The organism is Verrucomicrobiaceae bacterium (assembly GCA_016713035.1).
Classification (GTDB): domain Bacteria; phylum Verrucomicrobiota; class Verrucomicrobiia; order Verrucomicrobiales; family Verrucomicrobiaceae; genus Prosthecobacter.
This window is the reverse complement of the sequence record JADJPW010000004.1, coordinates 314,032-336,503: the sequence shown is the minus strand read 5'-3', so window position 1 is coordinate 336,503 and position 22,472 is coordinate 314,032. Positions and strand designations below refer to the sequence as shown.

The 22,472-nt window shown below is 59.6% G+C and carries 22 protein-coding genes and 6 pseudogenes; 10 read left to right on the top strand and 18 right to left on the bottom strand.

Annotated elements, in window-relative coordinates; translation table 11 throughout:
• Nucleotides 1–47 precede the first annotated feature (47 nt).
• The 3 genes and pseudogenes from IPK32_15640 to IPK32_15630 all read left to right on the top strand — a co-directional run bounded on the left by IPK32_15640 (nucleotide 48) and on the right by IPK32_15630 (nucleotide 2,667).
• Nucleotides 48–1,166 carry a glycosyltransferase family 1 protein gene (locus IPK32_15640; GenBank protein MBK8093364.1) on the top strand — a complete coding sequence of 373 codons (1,119 nt, stop codon included), beginning with the start codon at nucleotides 48–50 and terminating at the stop codon, nucleotides 1,164–1,166.
• A pseudogene (locus IPK32_15635) lies at nucleotides 1,163–1,983 on the top strand (UDP-2,3-diacylglucosamine diphosphatase). Before IPK32_15640 ends, IPK32_15635 begins: the two are co-directional and overlap by 4 nt.
• 24 nt (nucleotides 1,984–2,007) lie before the next feature.
• The gene (locus IPK32_15630) at nucleotides 2,008–2,667 is read left to right on the top strand and encodes a hypothetical protein (protein MBK8093363.1); all 660 of its coding nucleotides are present in this window, start codon (nucleotides 2,008–2,010) and stop codon (nucleotides 2,665–2,667) included.
• A 66-nt stretch (nucleotides 2,668–2,733) separates the two neighbouring features.
• On the opposite strand, the gene IPK32_15625 is transcribed toward IPK32_15630, so the two are convergent.
• From IPK32_15625 to IPK32_15590, 8 genes are all read right to left on the bottom strand, one after another.
• Nucleotides 2,734–2,991: a hypothetical protein gene (locus IPK32_15625; protein ID MBK8093362.1), complete on the bottom strand. Its 258-nt coding sequence runs from the start codon at nucleotides 2,989–2,991 to the stop codon at nucleotides 2,734–2,736.
• Between the two features lie 191 nt (nucleotides 2,992–3,182).
• Nucleotides 3,183–3,797, bottom strand: a complete 615-nt coding sequence (locus tag IPK32_15620; protein ID MBK8093361.1) for a hypothetical protein — start codon at nucleotides 3,795–3,797, stop codon at nucleotides 3,183–3,185.
• 330 nt (nucleotides 3,798–4,127) lie between these two features.
• Entirely contained in the window at nucleotides 4,128–4,283 is a 156-nt protein-coding gene (locus tag IPK32_15615; protein ID MBK8093360.1) for a hypothetical protein, read from the bottom strand.
• Between the two features lie 40 nt (nucleotides 4,284–4,323).
• Nucleotides 4,324–4,443, bottom strand: coding sequence for a hypothetical protein (locus IPK32_15610; protein ID MBK8093359.1), 120 nt, complete (start codon nucleotides 4,441–4,443; stop codon nucleotides 4,324–4,326).
• A 12-nt stretch (nucleotides 4,444–4,455) separates the two neighbouring features.
• Entirely contained in the window at nucleotides 4,456–4,677 is a 222-nt protein-coding gene (locus tag IPK32_15605) for a hypothetical protein (protein ID MBK8093358.1), read from the bottom strand.
• Between the two features lie 81 nt (nucleotides 4,678–4,758).
• On the bottom strand, nucleotides 4,759–5,325 hold the full coding sequence (locus IPK32_15600) for a hypothetical protein (protein MBK8093357.1): 567 nt from the start codon (nucleotides 5,323–5,325) through the stop codon (nucleotides 4,759–4,761).
• Nucleotides 5,288–5,623 (bottom strand): hypothetical protein, encoded by a 336-nt coding sequence (locus IPK32_15595; GenBank protein MBK8093356.1) that lies wholly within the window; start codon nucleotides 5,621–5,623, stop codon nucleotides 5,288–5,290. The genes IPK32_15600 and IPK32_15595 overlap by 38 nt, the downstream gene beginning before the upstream one ends.
• A 47-nt stretch (nucleotides 5,624–5,670) precedes the next feature.
• Entirely contained in the window at nucleotides 5,671–6,573 is a 903-nt protein-coding gene (locus IPK32_15590) for a hypothetical protein (protein ID MBK8093355.1), read from the bottom strand.
• Nucleotides 6,574–6,935: 362 nt separating this feature from the next.
• On the opposite strand from IPK32_15590, the pseudogene IPK32_15585 reads away from it, so the two are divergent.
• From IPK32_15585 to IPK32_15570, 4 genes and pseudogenes are all read left to right on the top strand, one after another.
• A pseudogene (locus tag IPK32_15585) lies at nucleotides 6,936–8,475 on the top strand (sulfatase).
• Between the two features lie 65 nt (nucleotides 8,476–8,540).
• On the top strand, nucleotides 8,541–9,065 hold the full coding sequence (locus IPK32_15580; protein ID MBK8093354.1) for a TSUP family transporter: 525 nt from the start codon (nucleotides 8,541–8,543) through the stop codon (nucleotides 9,063–9,065).
• Nucleotides 9,066–9,113: 48 nt separating this feature from the next.
• On the top strand, nucleotides 9,114–9,422 hold the full coding sequence (locus tag IPK32_15575; GenBank protein ID MBK8093353.1) for a hypothetical protein: 309 nt from the start codon (nucleotides 9,114–9,116) through the stop codon (nucleotides 9,420–9,422).
• Nucleotides 9,326–10,518 (top strand): annotated as a pseudogene (locus IPK32_15570) (hypothetical protein). The gene IPK32_15575 and the pseudogene IPK32_15570 overlap by 97 nt, the downstream one beginning before the upstream one ends.
• Here the strand turns inward: IPK32_15570 and IPK32_15565 are convergent.
• The 9 genes and pseudogenes from IPK32_15565 to IPK32_15525 all read right to left on the bottom strand — a co-directional run bounded on the left by IPK32_15565 (nucleotide 10,515) and on the right by IPK32_15525 (nucleotide 18,946).
• Nucleotides 10,515–12,415, bottom strand: a pseudogene (locus IPK32_15565) (RecQ family ATP-dependent DNA helicase). The pseudogenes IPK32_15570 and IPK32_15565 sit on opposite strands and share 4 nt — an antisense overlap.
• A gap of 150 nt (nucleotides 12,416–12,565) precedes the next feature.
• A complete protein-coding gene (locus IPK32_15560) occupies nucleotides 12,566–12,724 on the bottom strand; it encodes a hypothetical protein (GenBank protein ID MBK8093352.1) in 159 nt (52 codons plus the stop codon).
• Between the two features lie 4 nt (nucleotides 12,725–12,728).
• The gene (locus IPK32_15555) at nucleotides 12,729–14,135 is read right to left on the bottom strand and encodes a hypothetical protein (GenBank protein MBK8093351.1); all 1,407 of its coding nucleotides are present in this window, start codon (nucleotides 14,133–14,135) and stop codon (nucleotides 12,729–12,731) included.
• Nucleotides 14,110–14,466: a hypothetical protein gene (locus IPK32_15550; protein MBK8093350.1), complete on the bottom strand. Its 357-nt coding sequence runs from the start codon at nucleotides 14,464–14,466 to the stop codon at nucleotides 14,110–14,112. The genes IPK32_15555 and IPK32_15550 overlap by 26 nt, the downstream gene beginning before the upstream one ends.
• A gap of 248 nt (nucleotides 14,467–14,714) precedes the next feature.
• Nucleotides 14,715–15,092 carry a hypothetical protein gene (locus tag IPK32_15545; GenBank protein MBK8093349.1) on the bottom strand — a complete coding sequence of 126 codons (378 nt, stop codon included), beginning with the start codon at nucleotides 15,090–15,092 and terminating at the stop codon, nucleotides 14,715–14,717.
• Nucleotides 15,089–15,880, bottom strand: a complete 792-nt coding sequence (locus IPK32_15540) for a ThuA domain-containing protein (protein MBK8093348.1) — start codon at nucleotides 15,878–15,880, stop codon at nucleotides 15,089–15,091. Before IPK32_15540 ends, IPK32_15545 begins: the two co-directional genes overlap by 4 nt.
• Nucleotides 15,881–15,898: 18 nt before the next feature.
• Nucleotides 15,899–16,895 (bottom strand): annotated as a pseudogene (locus tag IPK32_15535) (dihydrodipicolinate synthase family protein).
• A pseudogene (locus IPK32_15530) lies at nucleotides 16,882–17,906 on the bottom strand (epimerase). Before IPK32_15530 ends, IPK32_15535 begins: the two co-directional pseudogenes overlap by 14 nt.
• Before the next feature lie 14 nt (nucleotides 17,907–17,920).
• Nucleotides 17,921–18,946, bottom strand: a complete 1,026-nt coding sequence (locus IPK32_15525; protein MBK8093347.1) for an SMP-30/gluconolactonase/LRE family protein — start codon at nucleotides 18,944–18,946, stop codon at nucleotides 17,921–17,923.
• Between the two features lie 108 nt (nucleotides 18,947–19,054).
• On the opposite strand from IPK32_15525, the gene IPK32_15520 reads away from it, so the two are divergent.
• The 3 genes from IPK32_15520 (at nucleotide 19,055) to IPK32_15510 (ending at nucleotide 21,051) form a co-directional block, all read left to right on the top strand.
• Nucleotides 19,055–19,669 carry a DUF502 domain-containing protein gene (locus IPK32_15520; protein MBK8093346.1) on the top strand — a complete coding sequence of 205 codons (615 nt, stop codon included), beginning with the start codon at nucleotides 19,055–19,057 and terminating at the stop codon, nucleotides 19,667–19,669.
• Entirely contained in the window at nucleotides 19,635–19,970 is a 336-nt protein-coding gene (locus tag IPK32_15515) for a hypothetical protein (protein ID MBK8093345.1), read from the top strand. Before IPK32_15520 ends, IPK32_15515 begins: the two co-directional genes overlap by 35 nt.
• Nucleotides 19,971–20,316: 346 nt before the next feature.
• On the top strand, nucleotides 20,317–21,051 hold the full coding sequence (locus tag IPK32_15510; GenBank protein ID MBK8093344.1) for an alpha/beta hydrolase: 735 nt from the start codon (nucleotides 20,317–20,319) through the stop codon (nucleotides 21,049–21,051).
• Nucleotides 21,052–21,054: 3 nt separating this feature from the next.
• Here IPK32_15510 and IPK32_15505 read toward each other — a convergent pair whose 3' ends face one another.
• Nucleotides 21,055–22,416 (bottom strand): c-type cytochrome, encoded by a 1,362-nt coding sequence (locus IPK32_15505; protein ID MBK8093343.1) that lies wholly within the window; start codon nucleotides 22,414–22,416, stop codon nucleotides 21,055–21,057.
• Nucleotides 22,417–22,472 lie beyond the last annotated feature (56 nt).

Sequence of the window (22,472 nt, the reverse complement as noted above, 5' to 3'; positions counted from 1 at the left end):
CACACGTGGCGCTTGGCATCGGGCGTGCCTGCTGTTTGTTTAAGCTCATGCGCATTCTCATCGTCACAGACACCTACCCGCCGGACATCAATGGCGTGGCTAGGTCTCTCCAGACGCTTTGCGATGGTCTCGCAGCCCTTGGACACACCGTGGAAATCGTCACCACGCTGGAGTCGCGTGCGGATGAGCCGTCTCTGCCACGCCATGTCATGCCGTCCATGCCTCTGCCGGGGTATCCAGGTCTGCGCATCGGTTTTGGCTCCGCACGGCAAATGATCGAGTTGTTCGATGCATTTCATCCACAGGTGCTCTACGTCGCCACGGAGACCCCACTGGGCATCGCGGCCATACGTGCAGCGGGGAAGCGGCGCATACCTGTGGTCAGTGGCTTTCATACGAATTTTCAAAGCTATCTCGAAGACTATCACCTGCCCGGCATGGAGACGGTGGCCTCCAGCATCCTGCGCACGATCCACAATGCCACAGCGCGGACGCTCACTCCCTCCCAAGACACGGCAAATATGCTCACACAGTGGGGCATCCAAAACGTCGGTATTTTGGGCCGGGGTGTGGATACAGAGCTATTTTGCCCAGCGAAGCGCAGCATCGCATTGAGACAAAGCTGGGGCGCTGACGAAACGACACCTGTGGCCATCTACGTCGGGCGCATGGCACCAGAGAAGAATCTACCGCTCGCCGTGCGTGCCTTTGATGTGCTGCGGGCGGCCCACCCTGGTGCCAAAATGGTCTTCGTAGGGGATGGTCCCCGCCTGGAGGCCATGAAAGCTGAGCACCCTGATTTGATCTATACCGGTGCCTGCCGCGGAGAGCCCTTAGCCGCGCATTACGCCAGTGGGGACTTATTCCTCTTTCCGAGCATGAGTGAGACATTCGGAAATGTGGTGCTAGAGGCCATGGCGAGTGGTTTGAGCGTGGTCGCCTTCGATTACGCGGCTCCGCGCCTTGTCATCAAAAATGCCGAAAATGGCTGGTTGGCTCCCTTGGGCGATGAAGCCGCCTTTTTGGCCCAGACAGGCCGCGCGGCTGAAAAATGGACCGATCCCGCCCTGCGCAGCACCGCACGGCAAAGCGCCACCGATTACGGCTGGGCCCGCGTGATCGCTCAATTCGAGTCCGAGCTCACTCACGTCATCCCATCGGCATGAAATCCAAGCTCCAGTGCAAAACAGTCATCATCTCCGATGTCCATCTGGGCATGCCGGACTGCAAAGCGGCGCAGGCGGCCCATTTCCTGCGCCACACGCACTGTGAAAAGCTCATTCTCAATGGCGACATCATCGACGCCTGGCACCTCGAGCGTCTCGGGGGCTGGAATCATGCACACACAGGCTTCGTGCGCACCGTGCTACGCAAGATGGAGAAGGAAAACACCCAGGTCATCTACCTGCGTGGGAATCATGATGACATCCTCGACCGACTCATCCCTATGCGGCTGGATAATCTCATCCTCACCAATGAATACGTCCACAGCACGGCAAACGGGGATTACCTCATTGTTCATGGAGATGGATTCGATGCTGTGACGACCAATCATGCCTGGTTAGCGAAGCTAGGCGGCTACAGCTACAATTTCCTCCTCCGCTTCAACCGCGTCATCGACTGGGCACGAGCCCGGCTGGGGAAGAGCCCTTCTCCCTCGCCAAGTGGGCCAAAGCCAAGGTGAAGGCCAAAGTCAGCCCCATGGGCCGCTGGGAGGAGCAAGTGGTGGAGCTCGCTCGCTGGCGTCAGTGTGCAGGGCTCATCTGCGGTCATATCCATACACCTGCGGATAAAAAACTACCGCATGACATTCACTACCTGAACTCGGGTGACTGGGTAGAGTCTCTCACCGCCATCATCGAGCCAGAGGACGGGCGCTTTGAGATCATCACATACGACGCCTTTTGCCAGCGCACTGGCCGCGAGCCAAAAGAAGCTCTCGAAATTGTATCAAAATCGTCACATGATGAAGATGTGATCTGATAGTCTTTTCCGCCACGCTCTACTATGCACGACCATATCCTCTCCACCTACAATGCCTCCATGGACCGCCTACGCCAAGATGTGTTGGCAATGGCTAGCATGGCACGAAAAAATCTCGCCTGTGCTCTGCGTGGCCTCCTCGAGCGTGATACAGATCTTTGCAATGCCTCCATCGCCGCTGATCAGGATGTGAACGAGCTGGAAAAAGCCGTCGATAAACTCGGCATGCAGGTGCTGGTGAAATTCCAACCCACAGCGCATGATCTCCGCGCCGTGATGGGCACCATCCGTGTGGCGAATAACATCGAGCGCATCGCGGATCAGGCCAGCAGCATCGCCAAGCGTGCCCGGATCATCAATAATCTGCCCGAGATACCCGAGGTGAAGCTCATCCAGCCTGTGTATGAGCTTTGTGCCCGCAATCTGGAGGCTAGCATCCAGGCTTTCATCGACGGCGACTCCGAGGCCGCGGCTGCCGCTCGTAAAATGGATAAGAACCGACGCTGCGGAAAAAGCGCTCGATCGAGACCTCATCGCCGTGATGGAGACTCGCCAAGCGGCCTTGGAAGGAATACATCCACCTCATTTTCATCGCTCGTTTTCTCGAACGAGTCGGTGATCACGCGAAGAACATCTGCGAGGACACCGTCTTCATTGATCGAGCAGAGGATATCCGCTTTATGAAGGGTAAACGCTCAGACGAGTCTCCGGCGGAGAATTGAGCAGGCGGATTTCAGTGATCAGCGTCACTCAATGGTGCATCCACTGATGAATCCAGCCTGCTAAGGGCCGCGATACCACCAGCACCACCAGCCACTCCATCGCGAGGCTGAGGCGGCGGGAGTTCTGCACGCTCTTCTGGGAAAGAGTGAGCTTCTTTTTCCGGCGTGAGGCTGTGGGGGCAGACTCCATCGGTGGCAGCATGTCCAGCGTGGCCAAGCGGTGTGCCTTTTGCAGACGCGGAGCATCAGCGATGAGGCACTCCAGGCGGTGGATCTCCTCGTTCACGCGTGAGGCTTGACGCTGAAGCTGCGTGGCTTCGTGAGGTGCGGCGCGGGGGCTCGTCCTAACTCAGTCGCGGTTTTCCGGACGGCGTGAGCGCACTTTGCGATTTCAGAAGAGAAGAGAGCCATGGTGTGAGCGAGAAGGGAGGTGAGGCGTTTCAGTTTCAGGGAAAAAGACGGACCGCTGTCAGAACATCAGTTTGCCAGCACTAAGCCGACAGCAGAGCGGCGATCGGCGCGCCGTGAAGGCGTGCCCCGGCGCAGCCAGATGATCAGTTCTTCTGAGCCGGTGGCATACACCGGTGCATGCTCGGTGCTCTCTGCCTCTGTCGCAGGGGTGGCTGCGTGGTGGCTCATCGCTGCGGCGACGGGATTCGACTCATGATGACGCAGGGACTCGAGGTCTGCGCAGGCCCTTGGAATAATCTGCCTCAGCGTCTTCGATGGCACAGAGGCGTGGTCGAGTTCTTCATCCACTTGGCTCCGGTGCCATTTTTCTGGCTGGAGACTCTTGAGGATGTCGAGGTGGCGTTTGAAGTCGTCATGAGTGACACTGAGCTCTTCGACACGCTTTTGAGCGTCATAGAGATCACGCTCCACGCTGCTCGCAGAGCGGGCGATTTTTTCCAAAAGATCACGTTTGCCCGCGACGAAGCGCTCTTGCTTCACTCGCAGCGTCTCGAGGTGCTGCTTTTGGCGCTCGATTTCCTCCTGCTGCATGCGGAGTTGGAGGAGTTGCTCTTGGGCGACTTTGACCTTGTGATCGACGTCGTCAGTGAGGATGCGTTCTCCGGAATTCAGGAGCGTCATCGAAGTGGAGGGAGTTCCTCTTCAAGGTGCCCTGGGGCAGCGACAGTGGCTGTGGCAGATGCGGGAGCTTTACGAGTCATATCAGGCGTTCAATTATTTATTCAGCGCCTTAGATATTATAGATCTCTTAAATAATCCAGATTTTTCATTCTGCTTTTGCAAAAAATACGGAACCCCCAGTAACTGCCGTTATGAACAGTAGTAGCCCCAGACTTAGTCCCTCTAAAGGTAGATTCGGCGGCGGCATCGCGGCTTCCGTCGAAGATAGCGTCTGCCAGGAAGGGATCAGCACCAGCGCCATCCCCATGAGGATGTAGAGAAAGCTGCCGATCAGGCAGACCGTGCCTCAAAGCCAGAAACAATGCGTGCTGGATTCGCCTCGCGGAAATTCGGCAGCAAGGCACCGAGTGACAGCGCCAGTGAAGTGAGCCCATAACTCATCATCATCATCGCCAGCGCAAGGAACAGCATACGCTGTGGTGGCATGCCCAGTGAAAGCCCGAAAGGCAAACCAACAGTGTCATCATCAGCGCCAGCACACCCCGCACCCTAGGCGCAACTTGAGAGTGAGGATGCGCTGCAGCAGCAAGGGAGAGAGCCCCAAAATCCACATCCTCCGCCCCTCCAGACTGAACTGCGGATACATAAAAGCGAGTCGTCAAAGTCGAAAGGCCAAGCAGCAGACCAGTAGATTCAAGTGACAGATCACCGTGGACCAAAAGGCATTTTGCAGATCATAACCCATGCGCCGTAAATTCGCGGAATAGATCAGCAACAGGCCGAAAATGATCGCGCATTGGCCCCACTGCACAGGCTCACGTAAAAAAATGCGCACTTCCTTTTCCAAAATGGCGAACGAGGCACGATCCAGAGCCAGCATCCGGCGCAGCCACTCAGATCCGCGAGCAGGCTCGGCTGTGATGCGAGCATTTTCAGCCCGGCGAGTCGGCGCAGCCTCTCATCACGCGATCCCACGCCGGTGGGAAGATTTTCCCGCCATCCACCCCGTCACCACCAGCGCCACCAGCGCATGACTCAGCAGCACTGGGTGAAAAAACAACGCCCGGCTCATACTGCCACGCCCAGTCCGAGATACCGCCTCAGCAACCCAAGAACTAGGTAGCAATGGATGCATGCAGATCTCCGTGTGCTTCAGGATTTCAGTGACTCCCATCGCCACATCACCCGTGCGCACTGCATTGAAATCGAACGTCATGAACTCCCACAACGCCGCTCCCAGCAACATCACCGCCAACGCAGCAAAAGGCCGCCACCACCAGCGCCGCGCATGCCGCACCAGCAGTAAGAGCAGCCATGTCGATAAATTCGCCGCGATCCCCACCAGGCAAATCAAAGCAGGAGCCGTGGAGAGAAAGAACCCCGCCCCAGCATCATAAATGCGGCCCAGCGCCAACAAAATCGGAGCACTCAGCACCACGGGTCCCCAGCTCGCCAACAACATCCCCTCGAGCGTCTTCCACATCACCAGACTACGTGGAGAAAGCGGCAGCGCCACCTGCCACTCCATATCCTTCTTTCCGGAACAAGCCCATACCCGTGATCGTCGCATTCCGAGAGAACCAACATGACGAAAAGAAGAAAAACAGCAGATAAACCAGCCTCTCTGCCAGCAGCGGCCCCAGCAGTGGAATATTCATGATGTAATCTAAGCCACGCCGAACCATCAGATACGACGCCACCGCGTAGAATGCCAAAAACGTCCCCACCGTGATCGCAAGCAGGCGGTTCTGGCGCAGGCCATGCACGGTCTTGTTTACCAGCATCCGCCAGTGAAATCGCGCCAGCAGCCCCGTGGTAGCTGCCACCGTCATCCTGGCCCTCCGCTAGAAAGTGATGCATCCATGCTGCGGGGTTATTTCTTATCGACCATTTCTGCCAGCTTATACTCTAGTTCCGCGATCTTGTAACCGTCTTCACGGGCCTTCTTCCGAGCATCCGCCTCTAATTGGGCGATTTTCTCCTCCAGCTCCTTCACACGTCGATCCCCACCCGCGCCCTGTGGCGCTGGAGCAGGTGCCCGCACCACCTCCACCGTCTTGATCGGCGCACTCGGCACCCCCACCGCCGTCATGAATTCCTTCTGCACCATCGCCAGTCGGTTCTCCGTCGCAGCGAGCGTCTTTTGGAGTTGAGCGAGCTTCGCCTCACTTTGAACCCTCGATTCCACAGCCTTGTTCAGCTCATTCTGCAAACCACCTTCAGCCAGAAAAGCTTCATGCTCACTCACCACTCGTTTCAGCTCCGCATCCCGCTCATCGAGATCCTTCTTGGTACGTGTTCCAAACTCCTGCGCCTCTGCCAATCGCCGATCCAGATCACTCGCCCGCGCAGTCTGGGCCACCATAGCCTGATCCAGTGCCCGCACACGGCCTGCTCGGCGCTCGCGCCATCTCAAGATCTTTGATCCGATCCAGCGTCGGGCCAATTTCGCCGCGACTTCACGCGTAGCAGTCAAATCAGCCTCCAAGGCAGCAATGCGCTGTTCCGCATCCCTTTGACGACGTTCCGCCGATTCGCTTAGCGCCGTATAGCGAGAGTCCAGATCCTCATACCTCGCCCCAGACTCATCCAGTCGCCGTTTCGCCTCTACAGCCGCCTGATCGGCATCTGCCTGAGCAGAACGCCTTGCCGCATCAGACTCAGAGCGCAAACCATCAAGCTCCGCAGCCGCCTGAGCGGACATTTCGGCCATTTTTTCCGCCCATACCACCAGTCCACCACCGACTGTCAGCGCCGCCAAAAGAGCGCCGGACACGGCGTCCCCAGACCTGGAATGAAGCTCAAAAACATCCGATTACTTAAAACAGTTCGTCCAGTTCCTGTCCAGTCCACAATCACACCAGAGCAAACAATCATCCCCAATCCGCGAGAGGTGAAACCTTCGGCAACTAGCCTCCTCCGTGAAATGCCGTGCCCGCGAGTTCGCTTCCTACGAGGTTGAGCTATGCGAATATTCAAGGCTTGCAGGCTGTGCAGCATCACGAGCTTGAGGACCCGTCGGGCGGTTTTCGGCACCAACTTTAGCTGTTATCCGAGAGGCTCTCCGTTGCGCGTTACAGCTTTTGAACTGTTGTCCATGCGAAGAATCCCAGCCCAGCCTGCGTTCCGTTGCCTGCCATGTCTCTTTCTCGCTTCTTTGTCGCTTTTCTTGCTCTTCATGCGGTGCTGCATGCCGCGCCTCCGAACATCCTTCTCATGCTCGTCGATGACATGGGTGTGATGGACACCTCGGTGCCGTTTTTGACTGGGGCGGATGGCAAGCCGGTGAAGCACCCGCTCAATGAGTACTACCGCACGCCGAATATGGAGCGGCTCGCGGCCCGTGGGGTGCGCTTCAATCAATTCAATGCCATGAGCGTGTGCTCACCCACGCGCATCTCCATCCTGACCGGACAAAACGCCGCCCGCCACCGCACCACCAACTGGATCAACCCCGACAAGGACAACGCCGGCCCTCAAGGTGCACCCGACTGGAACTGGCGCGGGCTGAAGAAAGGGGATGTCACCCTGCCAGCTCTGCTGCGGGGCGCGGGCTACCGCACCATCCACGTCGGCAAAGGCCACTTCGGCCCCGCAGGCTCCGAGGGGGCTGATCCGATCCATCTCGGCTTCGATGTGAATGTCGGCGGGGCTTCCATCGGTGCTCCAGCTAGCTACTACGGCACCGAAAACTTCGGCGGGAAGGGCAAGGGCAAGAAAAAAGCCCCAGGCAAAGCTGCCCGCTCGAGCCATGCCGTGCCTGGATTGGAGCAATACCACGGCCAGGACATCTTCCTCACGGAGGCACTGACTCTGGAGGCCAAAAGCACGTCACGAATGCCGTGCAGGCCGAAAAGCCCTTCTTCCTCTACTTCCCGCAATATGCCGTGCATGCGCCTTTCAACAGCGACAGCCGATTCGCCGCGAATTACGCCAGCTCTGGCAAGCAAGCTCCAGCGCAGGCCTTTGCTACCCTGATCGAAGGCATGGACAAATCCCTCGGCGACATGCTCGACCACTTGGAGTCCTCGAGTCGCGGAAAACACGCTGGTCATCTTTTTGGGCGATAACGGCAGTGATGCCCCGCTCGGTCACGAGCATGCCGTGGCCTGTGCAGCGCCTCTGCGTGGCAAAAAGGGCTCCCATTACGAAGGCGGCGTCCGCGTGCCCTTCATTGCTGCTTGGGCGAAAAGCGCTGCGGACAATGCACATCAAAAAGCCTCCCCATCACCCCTGGTGCTGTGCAGAGCCAGCTCTCTGCCGTGTATGACATTTTCCCCACCGTGCTAGGCCTCGCAGGTGTGGAAAAACCGGCCTCCCATGTCATCGACGGGCGTGCGCTCGGCTCCCTCCTCAGCGGTCAGCGTGATGCAGGCCGCGAAGAGACCTTTTGATGCATTACCCGCATGCACCGCATCGCTCCCATTACTTCACCACCTACCGTGATGGAGCGTGGAAAGTCATCTACCACTACTTCCCCACCGAGGTGTCTGGTGGCAGCCACTACCAGCTCTTTCACCTCGAAACAGACCCCTACGAGCAAAAAGACCTCTCCCAGTCCCATCCCGCCGATTTGAAGCGCCTCCATGGAAAACTCATCGCCGGGCTCGAAGCGCAAAATGCCGTCTATCCCGTCGAAAAAGATGGCACCACTCGTGTGAAGCCAAAACTGCCGTAAGGGCGGGATGCTGCCGAATCGCTGCTCGTGACCTGGGAAACGCTCCTTTGCTCTTCTGCGCCGGTTTGAGCGCTGGCTTCATCGACTCCATCGCAGGCGGTGGCGGGCTCATCTCCGTCCCCGCGCTTCTGTGGGCTGGGCTGACGCCGCAGATGGCCCTGGGCACCAATCAGCAGTCCACCTGGGGCACCCTCATGGCCGTGCGGAAATACACACGGGCAGGCTTCATCGACTGGCCGCAGATGCGCCTGCCCATCGTCGTCACCCTTCTTCTTTGCCAGCCTGGGCACATGGACGGTCACCCAGTTGAGCAATGCCGTGCTGAAGCTCATCGTGCCATGGATGCTGCTCGGCATCGCCCTCTACGTGCTGCTCAGTCCAGGCCTGGGAAAGACCGCATCGCAGGCGCGGATGAGCCTGGCCGCCTTCGCCTGTGCCGCAGGCTCCGTGCTGGGATTCTACGATGGTTTCTTTGGTCCCGCACAGGCGCCTTCCCGGCCTTGGCATGCATCTCCCTGCTCGGGCTAGAGCTGACACGCGCCACCGCCTTCACCAAAGTGGTCAATCTCGCCAGCAATGCCGCCTCCTGATCGTCTTTGTGCTCTCTGCCCGTGTGAACTACGAAAATCGCCGCCGCTATGATCGCCGGGCAGCTCATCGGTGGCCGACTCGGTGCTGGCATGGCCATCCGGCATGGTGCCGGTTTCATCCGCATCATCTTCATCGCCGTCGTCTTCACCATGGTGGAAAACTACTGTGGGAGCAGTTCGCCGCCGGCTAAAGCAACCTGTCGCAGTATCCGCCACAGACATCGCCAAGGCGTCATTTGCAACGCCGCCGCTCACAGCGTATCTCGCCACCCAACCAGCCCCCAAAACGCAGGAAAACCGTCCAATCCGCCGCCATTGAGCGCACCTTTCTCCAGTTCGACCTATCTCGATTGTTGAGCACCGTTTTTTTAAGCCCACAGAGGGTCGGAATATCTGCATCCTCATCGACCTGCCTGATCCCGATGAGGCCAAAAACATGTCCTTTCTCCGAAATCCCGCCCGCGCCGTGCAGCAGCGTGCTTACCAGCACTTTTTCACCTCGGTCTCAAGAACGGCGTCGCCATAGGGACTGACCGGTGGTGAGATCTATGCCTATATGCAAACGACCGGCAGCAATCTCGACCTCCCAGACCGCTGCGTCGATATGAGCGGGACAGAGCTCAGTCTGGGAGCATGACGTCTATCCCCATCACGACATCATCCTCTGCATCTCCACCTTTTCCGCCACGGCACCGCTCACTGCCTTTGCCAAGCAGTATGGATTCCGTGGAGCCACACTCCATGGCGTCAATGATGTCATCCTTCATTCCGGCCTGGCCGTCGATTACGAAGACGTCAGCCGCGACGCGGAAAACTACGCCTCGCCATGACGCGTGCTGATTGGGTCGAGGATCGACTTTACCGTCGAAAACGGCCCAGACATGTCCATCCACCTCGATCTGAGCCGCCAAGAGGCGCAGAAGAGCCACGGCCTCTGCCAAGGCGACATGCCCGACATCGCCAATCTACCGGCCGGAGAGGTCTATTTCGTCCCCACCGGCGCAGAGGGCACCTTCCCGCTGAAATACGAAGACGGCACACTCCGGCAAGCTCACGGTCACCGGCGGTCGCATCATCCGGGCAGAGCTCATCGAAGGGTTCAGTCCACCATCGACGAGCACAATGCGGAAACTCCTCGATGATCCTCGACCGGCGTGCTCGGAGGGCTCGGATTCGGCACCCAAGTCCTCCCCCGTCTCCGGCGCGGACATTCAGGACGAAAAAGTGCTCGGCACATGCCATCAGGCCACGGGGCGTGACGACCACCTCGGCGGCCACATCACGCCTGCGCAGTTCAAGCGCCACCAGAACGCCACGCACGATGACATCCTCTCTTCGCTCCGCATAAACGCCCAATTTTGACATCAAACAGGCCCGAATGCACCGCGATGGAGTCACCACCGTCCTCATCGAGCACTTCCAGCCCTCACGCTACCTTCTCGATGCCCTTTAGCCCGCGTCGTGCTTGGTGATGAGTTGAATAAACTCAGGCAGGTAAGTCGTGGCCTTTTTGTCGCCGACTCCGCGGATTTCGCGGCCTGAGGCGATGGTTTTGGGTTTGAGGCGGGTCGCGAACTCCAGCGTTTGATTGCTGAAAATGACATACGCGGGGACGCCTTCGGATTGAGCCAAGGCGTTGCGATGGCGCTTTAGCTTATCAAACAGAGCCTCATCGAAGCCCAGCTCGCGGGCGGCGAATTCTTCACTTTTGGCCGTCTTGCTGGTTTTCGATGGTTTGGTGGCCTGCATCATGGATGGCCAGCGGAGCTTGATGTCATCCGCATTTTTCATGGCGGCGGCTCCAGCCTTGGTGAGCGTGACTTTCGGGTATTCGTCCCCTTCGGTGAGGAGGAGGCCATTCTTCTCCATTTCCACGAAGAGAGGATGCAGTGCCTGGGTGCCGGATGTTTTTTGAGTAAGCCGTAAGTGGTGAGCTGATCGAGCCCTGCATCGACGATGTCTTTCGATTTGCTGCCGACGAGCATATTGATGATGCGGCCTTTGCCAAAGCGGCCCTCCCAGGTGCCATCTGCGCGGCGAATGGACATGCGGGCGATGCCGCTGAGTGCCTGGCGGAGCATGGTGACCTCTTGCTCGGTGCCGGTGCGCGGTGGCTGCACGCCTTCAGCACGGCAGACATCGCAGGAGCCACAGGGGGTGCTTTCTGTCTCGCCGAAGTAGCGCAGGATTTGCTCCTGGCGACAGGCTTTGTCGTCATAGCAGAGCTCGATCATGGCTTTGAGCTTGGCACGGTCGCGGCGGTCTTTTTCGGCGAGGGCTTTGAGGTCGAGCGGCAGTTTGCTGGCTTTGAGATCGGGCTGGAGGAGCCGCGTGCCGCGAATGCGCTTCCCTGGGATGTCGAATCGCTCGATGACATCCATGCGGCTGAGCAGACTCAGCGCGGAGCTGATGGACATGCTGTTTTTCGCACCGGCGAACTGGGTGATGTCGTCGATGCTGGCATGCACCTCGTGCGCGGCATCGCTGCGGTTCAAAAGCGCCTGGTAGGTGAGGCGGATGATTTCGGGAGATGGATTCGCTCCTTCGATGAAGAACTCCTGCGTGCGAGTATCCGCGAAATTGAAGTACAGATCGCACTGGGAGGGCTCGCCATCACGTCCAGCACGGCCTGCTTCCTGATAGTAGGCCTCCACACTGCCAGGGACATCGAAGTGGGCGACAAATCGGCGTCGCTGCGGTCGATGCCCATGCCGAAGGCGACAGTAAATGATGCCGGTTTTGTGCTGCTGGATGAGCTTGATGAGGCGCTCGTATTTATCGGCGTTCGATTTGGTCTGGAGGATGTTCAGGCTGAGGTTCGGCCGCTCGAATCCACGGATGGCGACAAAGGGATCACGCAGTTGCAGCACTTTCGCGATGTCGGCACGGACTTCAGGCGTGGCGGTAGCTGTGAGAGCGATGACTTGGGGTCTTTCAGGCCTGTCGAGCGCTTCGCCGAGGCGCATGTAGTCGGGGCGGAAGTCATGGCCCCACTGCGAGGCAGTGCGCCTCATCGACGGCAAAGAGTGCGATTTGCACGCCGCGTAGCGCATTGGTGAACATGCGGCTGCGGAAGCGCTCTGGGGCCACGTCACGAGTTTATACTCCTCACGCTTGAGTGCTTCGATGCGCTCTTGCTGCTCGGCGAGGGTGAGGGTGCTGTTGATGACGGTGGCGGGGATGCCGCGTCGCTCCAGGGCATCGACCTGGTCTTTCATCAGTGCGATGAGCGGACTGACGACGATGGTGACGCCGTCCATGACCATGGCGGGGAGCTGGTAGCAGAGCGACTTACCGCCGCCTGTGGGCATGATGACCATGGTGTCGCGTCCGCTTAATACCTGGGCCATCACGGTTTCCTGACCATCTAGGAATTCACGATGGCCAAAGTATTTCTTCAGAGCTTCGCGGGCATCGTGGATGGGCTGATGGTCAGTGGAGGGGGCTTCTTCGGGCACGAGGGATGAGTGGGATGCGGACGACTGATGTCGAGGGGTGCTTTATGGCTTCACCGCGGGCAGTTTGTAGAGGACCAGGCCGGGGATGCGGGCGATTTCGCGGGATTGCGCTTTGATCGAGGGAGGGAGCGTGTCTTTCCCGCATTCCATGAGGTAATCGATGCCGACATGGCGGGCAAAGCGTAACGACCATGCGTCCATATTTTCATCTGGCCGCGGCGGGACGAGCTCCAAGGGACGACTCACGCCGTAGTAGCGTGCCACGCCAGTGCCGCCGCGGAGCTCTGACTTCATGGGAGCGATACGGATGCAGCGTGCCTCCAGCGTGGCCGCCAGAGAGCCGTGGATGGGCAGCCACCAGCCTCCATCCGATTTGGCGAAATAACCGACGGCACGGCCTGCGAGAGCTTTTGACGGTATCGAGTTCTTCGATGCTCCAGGGGCGTTCATACACGCTGCGTTGCTGCTTCGGATCTGCCACGCCCATGATGGTGCCGATCACGATGAGTAGTGCCGCGACTCGGCGCAGCCAAGAGGGCGTCTGAGCACGCTGGATGAGCAGCGCGAGTCCCCAGACGCCCGCAGGCATCACCAGCAAGGCATGCGCCATGATGATGAAGTGCATATTGTCCGCCACGCCAGCGAGCAGTCGGTATCCGAAAAACGAGCCCACCAGCGCACTCAGCGCCATCCAGCCGATGTGGCGTGTTTTGGCCTCCTGATCACGCGTGAGGGTGATGATGCCGGGTAGCGAGAGTGCGCCGAGGATCAGCGCCACCGCGCAGTCACGCACACCCAGGTGCAGCGTGGTCCAGAGATGCTGGAGGCTCCATTCGATGAGTTTGCTGCCCTCAGCCTTTGGCAAGCCGACGCCGCAGACGAAATGCAGCGTGGCCCATGCTGCGACGAGCACAGTGATCACACACACCGCGAGGCGTAGCATGGCGCGATCACGCCGGATCACGGCGCAGCAGCCCAGCACGCCTGCCATCACCCCGCCCGTAGCGACGACATGCGGCGAGGCGATCGCGGCACATGCCAGCAGTGCCGTGGCCATGGTGCCCTGGCCTTTTTGCCAAAACAGCAGCGCTGCCAGTGCTGCGGCAGCCTCCAGCTTATAGCTAAACATGTAAGCCAGACTCAATCGCGCTAGATGCAGAGACTCCGTGGCGGCAGAGAGGCGCGAACCAATGCTGCCCGAGCTGGCGTAGGGCTGCACGCTCACCAGCGAAGCTGCGCCGATGAGTAGGCTGCGCCCATGTGACATGCTGGTGATGCGCCGCAGCACCGCTCCCGCAGTCAGCACCAGGATGATGTCCATCAAGGCACCCGTGACGTGCATCAGCGCCGCCAGCGGCATCATGCCAGTGAGGGAGATGAGCGCTGCGGCGATCCACATCGGTCCCCAGTGATACCAGATGTCCCGACTCGCGGCGGAGCCTACCGCATACTCACCGAGGGTGGAGCTCCATCCATCCGCCACACGGGACTCCAGCAGGCCACGGCTGAGATTGCTAAAGTGACCATAATCCGTGTGCAAGATGCTCACTCGCCCATCCCAGCCCACCCAGCCCGTGTTCCACCACTCAAAGGCCGCAGTGGCCACGATCACGCCGATGAGCAATATGGCGTTCTTTGGATGAAAAAGCAGTCCGCAGGCTGCTCGCGGCACTTTTTCTCCAGGCCCAAAGCGCCATCGCGATCTGAATGACCGGAATCAGCGTGACATACGAAACTCGGCGCAGGACGAAAAGCGCCGCTAGACCGGATAAAAACAGCGTTCCAGCCGCCATACGCAGCGCGAGCCGCTCCAGCCAATCTTCCCCCGCCGCGCTCGTGGGCAAGAGTGCCACTCCGAGCAGCCAACACAGCACACACAGCGCCAAAAGCGCCGTGCCACAGACGAGGATGCCTGGATCAAAGGAATTCGGGAACAGAGGCATGAAGGCAGAACTTTAGTGCTGGACTAGGCACTTGCGCAAGAATGGGCAGCCCTTCTCACTGCATGTGCCGCTTACTTCTGCGCTTCCTTGTCCTCGGCGCGGAGGCTGTCCTTCAGGCTGATGAAATCGGAGAGCAGAAAGATCACGGTAAAAAAAGGCCAGCAGCACTTCCATCATCGTCACCAGCTTGGCTGGCACTGTCTGCGGCGTGACATCGCCGAAGCCGAAGAAGGAAAAAATTCAGCACGCTAAAAAGAAGAACTCAAAGACCTGCTCCGCGCGGCTCCATTCCGCATTGATGGAGCTGAAGTTGGCCGCATTCGCCGTCTGAGGCACCAGAAGTCGAACGCAAAGGAGAGCGTGATCTGCACCATATTCACGCCCATGAGGCCTAGCACGCGGTGGTAGGGCATGTTGTTCCGTGTGGCGAGCAGGATGTGGGTGAGGTTTTCCACAAAGAAGAAAACCGTCTTCGCCAGTGCCAAGCCCAGCACCAGCAGACAAAAACCCTGCATGCTGAGAAAGCCCTGTGGCCACAGCCATTGCAGCACGGCGGCGAGCAGCACGATCACGGCGATTTCTCCGCCCTGCCGCATGGAGCCCTGGATGAGTTGCTGGCGGGTCATTTCTGTTTCGCTTCGTAACCGGGGAGCGGCTTGCCATCCTCGCCCAGCTTGCCGCAGGACCACAGCAGGCCGCGTGTGACGAGATCGAGGTAAATCGGGTCTTCCATGGTGTGGTTGCCATGGCCCAGCGTGGTGCCGAAGACCTTGCCTTTGCCATACTGGTTCACCCAGATGACGTGGTGGTCTTTCTTGGTTTCCTCACCATAGGCCGAGGCCAGCGGGGTGAAGTTCTCCCAGAGCTTTTCGTTCTTGTAGAGCTCGTCTTTGGTGTCGTTCCACTCCTTGGGGAAGCCCTTCATGATGGGATGTGCCTCAGCGACGTTGCGTACCTTCAGGTCGCGGTTCTTTTCATGGCTCATGGATGTCTGGCCCACGCATTTGCGCCATTCATCGGTTTTGGCAGTGCGGTAACTGTGCGTGGAGCAGTGCAGCATCACGGCGGGCACGCCCTCAAAGTGTGGTTTGGCGATGCCTTCGACGAAAGGCACATCCGTCACCGCACCGAAGCACTCGTTATGCACCACCACATCGTATCCAGCGGCCCAATCGGGCTTTTTGTAAATGCTGACCTGATGCGTGCGGTCATCCTTCACGCGTGATTCCTCATGCACGATGGTGAACTCCACATTCGCACGGGCGCTGATGCCCTCCGCCAGGATGAGCTTCTGGTTCGCATAGTCATGGCAGCAGCCACCGCAGACCATGAGCACCTTCAGTGGCTTCACCTCCTGTGCGGGGCTCGTGGAGGAAGGCGGTGAGGGTGAGTAAGGCGAGGAGGGCTTTTTCATGGGGGAGGATGTGTGGACTTAACGCAGCCATTTGTCACGGTTTTCAGCGACAAAAGCATCGTCGTGGAGATGGGGGTAGGCGGCATAGACGCGGTCGATCTCGGCGAGTTGGCCGGGGCTCAGCGTCTCGTGCTCATCGAGGCACCACAGGCCCTCCAGCAGGCCCTGGCGGCGTAAAACCTCGTGCAGACCGGCGATGCAGCCTGCAAAACCGTTCGCGGCATCAAAGAAGGCGGCGTTGCAATCGGTGACCTCATTGGCGAGTTCGAGCAATGCGGCCGAGACGGGCTCGGTGCGGCAGCGGCGTGGATTTGCACGGCTTTTTGTGTCCACACGCTCCAGTGGCCCAGGAGGCCGCCGACGATGCGATTGGGCGAGATCAGGTCATGCACGATGGTGTCGTCATTGCCGGTGTAGAGGGCGATGTCGCTGCGCCCGGAGTCCGCGACGGCGTGGATGACATCCAGTGTCTGGTAGCGATTGAACGGCGCGATCTTGATGGCGACGACCTTTTCGATTTCGGCAAATTTTCGCCAAAAGGACCGTGGCAGCACGCGGCCGCCCACAGCCGGTTGGAGGTAAAAACCGACGATGGGCATGATTTCGGCGATTCGGCGGCAATGGGCGATCAAATCGGCCTCGGGGGCCATTTTGAGTGCTCCCAGGCTCAAAAGGGCCGCATCGTAGCCCAATGACCGCAGCAGCTCCGCCTCTGCCAAAGCCTGCGGCGTGAGTCCGCACACGCCGCCGATGCGGACGAGGCGGCGTGCATCCTTTTAAATTCCTCTGCGGCCAAGGTGAGCACTGGCTCAAAGAGCGCGTGTTTCGCATCACGGATGGCGAACTGCGTGGTGTGCACTCCCACGGCGATGCCGCCTGCACCGGCGTCATGGTAATAACGCAGCAGGGCACGCTGGCGGCGCTCATCGAGCTGCCGCGCGGAGTTGAGCGCGAGCGGGCATGCCGGGATGACTAGCCCACGCTGCAAAGCGGCGCGGACATCAAAATCTGCCATCGCGTGATTCATAGTGCGTGGGTTTGCCGAGTGAGGCACCACCGCGCTGAATCCACTGCGCGGCCCACTCGATGAGATCGCCCTCACTCACAAAGGGAGCCCCGAGCGTGACGACGGAGCGTGTGGCATTGCTCAGGAGTGCATCCGCAGCCTCCTGGCCGATGAGGCGCGGTGTTTTGCCAAAGAGCTCGCCGAGCTGCAGCGCCGTGTCACGCACAGAGAGTGTGCAGAGTGCCTGTGAGGTTAAAAACTTGAGCAGGGGATGAAGCATGTGCCAGGGAGAGCAGGGATAGAGCATTGGCATCTCCCTGCCAGATGGTATTGAAGTGGCCCATCGTCACATCCACGGGCTCCTCTGCCCACACTTTGCGAGAGCAATGTCGATGAGCACGCCGTAGCGCAGATCACAGGCGTAATTGAGCCGGATCAGCGACACCGGTGTGCCGCGTCGCGGCTGAAGTGCTCAAAGATTCGCTCACGGCCCAGGCAGGCTCATGGCATACTCGCCCGCTGGCTGCGGGCATCTTCTTCACGGCTACCACCATGATCCACGGGCGTGAGGCCATACACATTGCCGGTGGAGAAGGCGACGATGCGGCTGCGGCTATACCGCTCGCACACGATGCCGGGCAGCCACGCATTCATCGCCCAGGTGAGTGATTCATTGCCAGTGGCACCGAATTTCATGCCTGCCATGTAGATGACATTCGCCGCGCCGGGCAGGTAGGCCACGGCGTTCGCATCCAGCAAATCGCGAGCGACGACTTCGATACCGTGCTCGGTGAAGGCCTCCATCGAGCCCGGTGAGCTGAAGCGTGAAACGGCGATGACTCGGCGCGGCGTGCCCGCCTCCTCACTCGCCCGCTTGATCATGCGTGCGAGCGAGGGCCCCATCTTGCCCGCGGCTCCCAGTACGATGAAGTCACCTGGCACCTGGCGCATCAGGTCGATCACTGCGGGTGTGGGCCTGGAAAGGCGTTCTTCGAGGTCAGAAAGGTCGCGTGGAGACATGGGATCGTGAGCTCTCAGCAAAAATGCGCTCCGCGTGTATTCACATAGAGCGAGTAGAGGCTCTGGGAGGCGGTGATGAAGAGCCGATTCCGCTTCTGGCCGCCAAAGCAGACGTTGCTGGCAGTTTCTGGGAGTTTGATGAAGCCGATGAGTTTGCCATCGGGGTTGAAGACGTGGACGCCGTCAAAACCATCGCCGATCCAGCCAGCGCTGGCCCAGAGATTGCCTTCGACATCGCAGCGGATGCCGTCGGAGTTGCCTTTCGATTTGGGGTCGGCGAGCTGGCCTTTGTTCGTGGCGAAAACCTTGCCGTTTTTCACTGTCTTGCCGTCCACGTCATAGACGCGGATGTTTTTCGGGCTGCCGGTATCGACGATGTATACTTTCTTGTAGTCGGGTGAGAAGCAGAGGCCATTCGGCTTTTCCAGGTCTTCGGTGATCTTGGTGATCTCGCCGCTGGGGTCGATGCGATAGACGGATTCTTTGAGGTGGAGCTCACCTTTGTTGCCCTCGTAGTCCATCATGCTGCCGTAGCCGGGATCGGTGAACCAGACGGAGCCATCCGGGTGCACCGCGCCATCATTCGGGGCGTTGAAGGGCTTGCCATCGAACTTTTCGGCCAGCACGGTGACTTTGCCATCCAGCTCGTAGCGGACGACGCGGCGTGTGCCGTGCTCGAAGCTGATCTGGCGACCGTGGAGGTCAAAGGTGTTGCCGTTGCTGTTGTTGGCGTTGTTGCGCATGACGCTGACGTGGCCGTCCTCGGGCAGGTAGCGCATCTGGGCATTGTTGGGGATGTCGCTGAAGACGAGGTAGTTGCCCGTGCCGTTCCAGGCGGGGCCTTCAGCCCACAGCATGCCGGTGTGGTGGCGGCGGATGGGGGCATTGCCCTGCACGAGTTTTTCAAAAGACGGATCGAGCGCGATGACATCCGGGTCCGGGTAGCGCTCGGGCGTCTGGCCCGACCAGTCGCGGGCGAGAGCGGAGGTAGCGGTGGCTGCGGCGAGGGAAGTCAGAAAGGAACGGCGGTCAGTGGTCATGGTGCGGCGGTTTTAGCGGGTGTGGGGGTGATTTGGCAAGGCAGGAGTACGAATAAGCAGGATCGTTTTTTGACGTCGCCTGCTTTACGTCGATAGTTCCGCCTCCAGATGACGACTGAGCCACCCACTCCACCTCCGACGATCGATGCCATGCCCAAGGGCTGGGTCGTGTGGGTGCGAAACAAATTCATCGCGGGCCTCGCGATGGCGGTGCCGCTGATCGTGACCTTTTGGATCCTGCAGTTCGTGTACAATCTCCTCCACGGCTGGAGTGAGGGCCTGCTGGGCTATGTGGCCGAGATGCTGAAGGAAATCGCCGGGCGTGAGGTGATCCGGCTGGATGATCCGCTGGTGCGGCGTGTCACGGACTTCGTCGGCTTCATGATCCCGCTGGTGGTCATCGTGGCGCTGGGGATCATGGCCACGAACGTCATCGGTGCCCGCATCGTCAATGCCACGGACAAGCTGCTGCTGCGTGTGCCTTTCATCGCTGTGATCTATAAGACGCTGAAGCAGGTCATCGACAGCTTCCGCAGTTTTGGAGCACGGCAGAATCTGAAGCGTGTCGTCTATATCGACTATCCCATCCCCGGCACACGCATGCTCGGCTTTGCCACGGGCCAATTCTGCGATCCACAGAGTGGCAAGGCCATGACCAGCGTGCTGGTGCCCACCCTCACCCAGTCCCATGACCGCGCTGCTACTGGTGGTGGACTCCGATAAGATCACCGATGCTGGCATCAGCATGGAGGATGCGATGAAGCTCATCCTTTCCGGCGGACTGGTGGGCCCACAGGCCACTGTGCCGCCGCTGAATCAAAAAAACGCCGCCGCTGCGATCCCAGAAACCGCTGCACCCGCTGCCGCACCCATCCCGGTGAAAAAAGAAGAGCCCATCCTGCCCATCGGTCTGCCGCGAGCAGAGGACTTCGACAGCGGAGACACGGAGATCCTGGCCGAGGCGCTGGGAGGAGGAGGGCCGCGCTCGCCGCTGGCTGCCGTGGAAGAAAAATCCGGTCTGTGACGCATGATCCCGCCAGGCATTCTCCTTCTGGCCATCCTCTGTCTGCTGCTGCTCAATCAGCACCTCCAGCCAAGCTCACGGCTGCGCTGGCAGATCAGGCTCCTCACTACCGAGTTCGGGCATTGGCTTGCGCTGCTTTGCCTGATCATCGGTTTGTGGAGATGGAATGAGAGTGCAGCCTATCTCGTCATCCCACTCCTAGCGCTGGATTTTGCCCGACCCGCTTTTCAGGCCTGGAAGATCGCACGGGCTCGAAAACGGCCTTTTTCGATCCTGCGGCTGTTTTGGCCCTTTGGGCAAGGAAACGGCGTTTCGGTTGAGAGACGGCCTTTTTGGCAAAAGGGCGATGAAGAGGCTCGATGTGGTGATTTATCAGCCTCCAGGGGCCTCGCAGGCCGTGAAAAGGCGCTGCGTGCTCTCTTTGCACACGGGTGGCTGGGACAGCGGCGATCCCGGAGAATTCCGCCGTGCCAACAGTGCCCTCGTCGCACGCTGCGATGTCGTTTTGCTCTCCTTCGGCTACCGACTCGCCCCTGAGCATCCGTGGCCCGCACAAATCGACGATGTGCGCCGCGCCGTCGCCTGGACGCGGGAAAATGCCGCCACGCTCGGCATCGACGCGGAGGATTTGATCCTACTCGGTCGCAGCGCTGGGGCACAGATCGCCACCGCCTGTGCCTACGGCTGCCAGGAACTGAGCGTGAAGGGCTGCATCGCCGTGTATGGCCCATCAGATATGTTTTTCGCCCGGAAGTGGAGCTACCCGAATGACATCCTGAAGTCGCTGAAGCTCGTCCTTCAATACATGGGCGGTGAACCCGAGGCCGTGCCGCAGAACTATCACAGCGCCTCCGCCACCCAGCATCTCCGTGAAGACAATCCGCGCACGCTACTCATCCACGGCAGCTCCGACTGCCTGGTGTGGGTGGAGCACAGCGCCCGCATGCACCGCATGATCGCCGATCCCGCCCGCTGCGACTTCCTGGAGCTACCCTGGGGCGATCACGGCTGTGACTTCTTCCCCCACAGCCCCGGCGGCCAGCTCACCCTCTCGGAGATGGCGCACTTTTTGCAGAGCTGAGCTTCAGTCCCCGTAATTGAATGGATCACTGAATTTCGGATTCGTCGCGATAGCGGAATCAGAGAGTGACTTCATGAAGGCCACGAGTGAGGCTTTCTGCGCAGCGGTGAAGTGCGGGCGACGCACGCCGCCAGGAGGTGGCAGGCGCAGGGGAGGGGAGAGATTCGGATTATCGACCACTTGGTTGCTATAAAAGTCCACCACCTGCTCCAGCGTGGCAAAGCGGCCATCGTGCATGTAGGGCGCAGTCAGCTCGATGTTCCGCAGAGAGGGCACTTTGAACTTCCCATTATCAGTGGCGACTCCCGTGATCGCACCACGCCCGAGATCGACGTAGGGGAACTCCAGGCCGTTATTAAAGATGTTCGGTCCGGGCACGAAGTTATCCGTGCCGTGGCAGGCACTGCAGTTGCCGGGGGCATTGAAGAGCTGGCGGCCCTGCTCCTCCTGCGTGGTCCAATTCGCACTGATCGCGAAGTTTGCAGCCCGTGCGGCATCATACTTCGACTGCACGGAGATGATGGAGCGGACGAACTGCGCCAGCGCACGGCTAATGCGGTCGGAGGTGACACCTGGGCTGCCAAACACCTGATTGAAGAGATCTGTATAGAAAGGCTCTGCGCCGAGGCGTGCCTCCAGAGCGGGGAGCGTCATGCCCATCTCCACCGCATTCTGGATGGGCTGGAGCACCTGCTCCTCCAGCGTGGCAGAGCGCTCATCCCAAAAGAAGCTGCGGCGCTGATACCAGCGTGCATTGCTCAGGCCCATGCTGTTGCGACCGGTGAGTCCGCCCTCAAAGCCGACACTGAATCGGCGTGGGTCGGAGAAGCCATGCTGCTGCTGGTGACAGGAGGAGCAGGACACCGTGTGATTGAGCGAGAGGCGCTTGTCGTAAAAGAGAATGCGGCCCAGCTTGGCACCTGCGTCCGTGGTCACGTTGGTCACTGGCATGTTATCCTGCCCGAGGATGGGATTCACCGCAAAGGCCGGCGGCAGCACGGTATTATCATAGTCATACGGCGTGGTGGGGAGCACCAGCGCGGTGGAGGTGGTGCTGGAGAGGCTCGATTGCAGCGTGGCATTGTATTCCGTGCGGTAGAAAAGACGCGTCGTGCCAGCCGCTGGTGTGTAGGCACGGGTGAGATGGCCATTGTGCACCTTCAGCGTCTCCAGATTCGTCCAGTTGATCAGATCGGTGGAGTATTGCAGTCGCCAGACGTGGTCGCCGGGGTCTGTGATGGTGATGTGTGCCGAGCCAGCCACGGAGCCTGGGCTGAATCCGATGTCCGCGCCGGTGGGGAGCTGGGCGGTGGCTGTGCTAGCTGCCAGTAGTGCTGTAAGGAGGGAGGGAAGGGAGGTTTTCATGAAGGGAGTCACTTGCTTCACCCGATCAGAGACTCTGAGGATAAAACCAGACAATG